Origin of the sequence: Actibacterium sp. (assembly GCF_041584535.1) — a bacterium.
In the GTDB taxonomy this organism is placed as follows: Bacteria; Pseudomonadota; Alphaproteobacteria; order Rhodobacterales; family Rhodobacteraceae; genus Actibacterium_D.
Window position 1 is genome coordinate 1 of record NZ_JBFHDW010000209.1, and the last position, 4,852, is coordinate 4,852.

At 63.3% G+C, this 4,852-nt stretch carries 4 protein-coding genes; 1 reads left to right on the plus strand and 3 read right to left on the minus strand.

The window, feature by feature from the left end; translation table 11 throughout:
* The 3 genes from ABYW26_RS10620 to ABYW26_RS10630 all read right to left on the minus strand — a co-directional run.
* A partial coding sequence (locus ABYW26_RS10620) for a molybdopterin cofactor-binding domain-containing protein (RefSeq protein ID WP_372604817.1) occupies nucleotides 1-722 on the minus strand: 722 nt, incomplete at its 3' end.
* Entirely contained in the window at nucleotides 719-2,086 is a 1,368-nt protein-coding gene (xdhA, locus tag ABYW26_RS10625) for a xanthine dehydrogenase small subunit (RefSeq protein ID WP_372604819.1), read from the minus strand. The genes xdhA and ABYW26_RS10620, both read right to left, overlap by 4 nt.
* Nucleotides 2,087-2,361: 275 nt before the next feature.
* Complete coding sequence (locus ABYW26_RS10630) at nucleotides 2,362-2,832, minus strand: SRPBCC family protein (RefSeq protein WP_372604821.1); 471 nt, start codon at nucleotides 2,830-2,832, stop codon at nucleotides 2,362-2,364.
* Nucleotides 2,833-3,021: 189 nt separating this feature from the next.
* Here ABYW26_RS10630 and dnaE point away from each other — a divergent pair.
* On the plus strand, nucleotides 3,022-4,852 hold a 1,831-nt coding region (gene dnaE, locus ABYW26_RS10635), incomplete at its 3' end, for a DNA polymerase III subunit alpha (protein ID WP_372604823.1).

Here is a 4,852-nt window from a genome sequence, read left to right on the forward strand (position 1 = left end):
ATCGCCAGCGCGTTGCCCTGACTTTCCTTGCCGCCAAAGCCGCCGCCCATCCGGCGGACCTCGACCCGAACGGCGTTCATATGGGCGCCCAGCGCATGAGCGACCTTGTGTTGGATCTCGCTTGGGTGCTGGGTTGAGCTGTGCACCAGCATATCGCCGCCTTCTTGCGGCACTGCCAGCGCGGCCTGACCTTCCAGATAGAAATGTTCCTGCCCGCCCATTTCGATCACGCCGTCGATCTGGTGCGACGCGGTGTCGATGGCTGCGGCGGCATCGCCGATCTGATAAATGCGCGGGCCTTCCTCGAACCGGCTGTCGGCGGCCAGCGCCTGTTCGATGGTCAGCAGCGCGGGCAAGGCGTTATAGGTGATCTTGCCCAGACGCGCGGCCTTGCGGGCGGCCAGATGGCTGTCGGCCACGACCAGAAACACCGGCTGGCCCAGATAGAACACCTGATCCACCGCCAAAAGCGGCTCGTCATGGGCCGAGGGCGAGCAATCCGGCATCTGGTCGAAATCTTCGGCCGACAGCACCGCGATCACCCCCGGCGCGGCGCGCACGGCGGAAAGGTCGATGCTGGTGATCGCGCCATGGGCGATCTCGGACAGGCCAAAGGCCAGATGCACGGCGTTGGCCGGGGTCGGGATGTCATCGACATAGCGCGCCTGACCGGTCACATGCAGGGGCGCGGCGTCATGCGGCAGGGGTTTGGTCACGCTCATGCCCGCACCTCCAGCACATTTGTGGCGCTGCCCTGATCCTCAAGGAAATAGCGGGTCAGCAGGTTGCGCGCGGTGGTCAGGCGATAGGCGGCACTGGCCCGCATGTCGCTGAGCGGCGCGAAATCCTGCGCCCAAAGCTCGGCGGTGGCGTCAACCGTGGCTAGGCTCCACGGCTGGCCGATCAGGGCGGCCTCGACCGCGCTGGCGCGTTTCGGAATGCCCGCCATGCCGCCAAAGGCGATGCGGGCGGCGGTCACGATGCCATCGCTGACGGTGAGGTTGAAACAGCCGCACAGCGCCGAGATATCCTGATCGAACCGCTTGGAAAGCTTATAGCATTTCAGCCGGTCGTCCTGACGCGGGATGCTGACCGCTTCGACGAATTCGCCGGGGGCGCGGTCCTGTTTGCCATAGTCCAGAAAGAAATCCTCAAGCGCGATCACCCGCCGCGTGTCGCCCTTGCGCAGGTGCAGGCGGGCGTCCAGCGCGATCAGCGCCGGAGGGCTGTCGCCGATGGGCGAGCCATTGGCGATATTGCCGCCAACCGTCGCGGCATTGCGCACCTGGGTCGAGCCATAGCGGCGGATCATTTCAGCAAAACCCGGATGATAAGGCGCAATCGCCGTGCCCAGATCGGTGATCGTGACCGCAGCGCCGATCAGAATATCGGTCGCGCCGATCTCGATATGCTGCAGGTCGGTGCAGCCCGACAGAAACGCCACAGGACCCAGATCGCGCAATTGCTTGGTGACCCAAAGGCCGACATCGGTGGCGCCGCCGATCAGCGTGCCGTTGGGGTTGGCCGCATACCACGCCGCCAGCGCGTCGGACGAGCGCGGCAGGGCAGCATTGGCGGGGATGGTGCCCAGCTTGCCCAGATCCTCGGCCATCCATTCGGGCACCGGCGCGGCCTCGGCGGCCTCGGCGGCGCGGATGATCGGCGCATAACCGGTGCAGCGGCACAGGTTCCCGGCCAGTTGATCGTTGTAATTGGTGGCACCGGTCTTGTGCGCGGTGGCCATCGACATCACGAAACCCGGCGTGCAAAAGCCGCATTGGCTGCCGTGCAGGTCGATCATCGCCTGTTGCACCGGGTGCAGGCTGCCATCGGGGCCGGACAGGCCTTCGACCGTGCGCACCGCCTTGCCGTTCAATTGCGGCAGGAGCAGGATGCAGGCATTCAATGCGCGGCTGCCGTCCTGATCGGTGATCATCACGGTGCAAGCGCCGCAATCGCCTTCGTTGCAGCCTTCTTTCGTGCCGGTCAGGCCGCGCCGAGTGCGCAGCCAGTCCAATAAGGTTTCCGTTTCCGGCGCATCCGTCAGATGCACCCGCTCTCCGTTCAGAAGAAACGCGATATTCATTCGCGTAGAACCCGCCGCCTTACCAGCCGTATTGCCCCAAAATGCGCGTCCTCGATGCGGCGTAGAAAACACGCGGAGATATGACCCATCCAGCAAAGCGGTAACCGCCGCGCTTGGCAAGGTTCACGTGGATCAGCATGCACCATTTTACACCGATTGGTCAAAAAATATGCGCCTGCGGGGGTGCAAGGGGCGGATTTTACCGGAAATCCGGCAATGACGCTGAAAGAGATATTGTGATAACAACCACTTAGCGATCTGCCCGAATTCAGGCGCTAAAGGGTTCCGGCCAGTGCTTCGAGTTGCCTCGTCGCGATGTCCCAGCCTTGGTGAAAGCCCATTTCCTCATGCTTTGCGCGATCTTCCGCCGTGGCATGCAGCACACGGGCGACATAGCGGGTGCCGTTTTCGGACGGATCGAAGGTTATGACTGCGGTCATGAAACCAGCGCCGCTGGGGCGGAACCCTGCATGCAGGGAATCGGTAAAAGCGATCCGGCCTGCCGGATCGGCGATCAGATAGCTGCCGTCGTTCGACAATTCGGTGCCATCTGGCAACCGCATCAGCGTATAGAACCGACCACCGGGCCGTGGGTCCAGCACCGCCTTGGGCACGGTGACCGGGGCCGGGCAGAACCATTGTTTCAACAGGTCGGCCTCGGTCCAGCAGCGATACAGTGCCTCGGGCGATGCGTTGAGCGTCCGCACCAGTTCAAGATCGGTTTCGGGGTTGAATGTGATAGGCATGCGGACCTCGGGCTGGAATGAGGGACGTCGTCTTTTCAACCATAGCCCCCCGGCCTCCAAAGCCGCCAATCAAAACTTCGCTTTTGCGCCGGTCACTATGTGCTTTTCGAAGCCGGAGGCGCTGATTAGGATGCGGCCATGACCAATCAGCCTCGATTCATCCATTTGCGCCTGCACACCGAATATTAGTTGCTGGAAGGCGCGGTGCGGGTGAAAAAGCTGCCCGACATGTGCAAGGCTGCCGGGATGCCTGCGGTGGCGGTGACCGACACCAACAATCTGTTCGCGGCACTGGAATTTTCGGTTGGCGCCGCGGGGGCCGGTATTCAGCCGATCATCGGCTGTCAGGTCGATCTGGACTATGACCCGCAGGCGCCGGGGGAAAAGCCGCGCGGCGCGGCACCGGTGGTTCTGCTGGCCCAGAACGAGGCCGGGTATGTCAACCTGATGAAGCTGAACTCGTGCTTGTATCTGGATGCCGGGGGCGAGTTGCCCAAGGTCACACTGGATGAGCTTGAACACTATTCAGACGGGCTGATCTGCCTGTCGGGCGGCCCCAATGGCCCGGTGGGCAAGCTGTTGCAGGCCGGTCAGCGCCCCAAGGCCGAGGCTTTGATGACCCGGCTGGCGCAGATCTATCCGGATCGGCTGTATGTCGAATTGCAACGCCATCCCGGCGAGGCCGGCCTGCCGCCCGCGGAAACCGCGACCGAGCGCGGTCATATTGAGATGGCCTATGCGATGGGCCTGCCGCTGGTGGCGACCAATGACGTCTATTTCCCGAAATCCGAGATGTATGAGGCGCATGACGCGCTGATCTGTATTGCCGAGGGCGCTTATGTCGATCAGCAAGGGCCGCGCCGCCGCCTGACGGCCCAGCATTATTTCAAGACCCCCGAGGAAATGGCGACCCTGTTCGCCGATCTGCCCGAGGCGCTGGAAAATACCGTCGAGATCGCCCGCCGCTGTGCTTACAAGGCCGAAAAACGCGACCCGATCCTGCCGAAATTCGCCGATGACGAGGTGGACGAACTGCGGCGGCAGGCCAAGGAAGGTCTGGCCGCGCGTCTGGCGGTGATCCCGCATGCGGCCTCGGTCGAGGAATACGAGAAACGGCTGGAATTCGAGCTGGGCATCATCGAGGGCATGGGCTTTCCCGGCTATTTCCTGATCGTGGCCGACTTTATCAAATGGGCCAAGGATCACGATATTCCGGTCGGGCCGGGGCGGGGGTCGGGTGCGGGGTCGCTGGTGGCCTATGCGCTGACGATCACCGACCTTGACCCGCTGCGCTATAGCCTGCTGTTCGAACGGTTCCTGAACCCCGAACGGGTGTCGATGCCCGACTTCGACATCGACTTTTGCATGGACCGCCGCGAAGAGGTGATCCGCTACGTTCAGGAAAAATACGGCCGCGACAAGGTCGGGCAGATCATCACCTTCGGTGCGCTGCTGTCCAAGGCGGCGGTGCGCGACGTGGGCCGGGTATTGCAGATGCCCTACGGGCAGGTGGACCGCCTGTCCAAGCTGATCCCGGTCGAAGGGGTCAAGCCGGTGTCGATCGCCCAGGCCCTGATAGACGAGCCGCGCCTGCGCGAAGAGGCCCGCGCCGAAGAGGTGGTCGATCGCCTGCTGACCTATGGCCAACAGGTTGAGGGGCTGCTCAGAAACGCCTCGACCCACGCGGCGGGCGTGGTGATCGGCGACCGGGCGCTCGACGAGCTGGTGCCGCTCTACCAGGACCCGCGGTCGGACATGCCGGTCACTCAATTCAATATGAAGTTCGTCGAGAAGGCAGGACTGGTGAAGTTCGACTTCCTCGGCCTGAAGACGTTGACCGTGCTGGCACGGGCGGCTGCGTTGCTGAAACGCCGTGATATCGCCGTTGACCTGTCGCAGCTGCCGCTCGACGACGCGCCGACCTACGAGATGCTGTGTCGCGGCGACACAACCGGGGTGTTCCAGTTGGAAAGCTCCGGCATGCGCGACGTCATTCGCAAGCTCAAGCCGGACCGCTTCG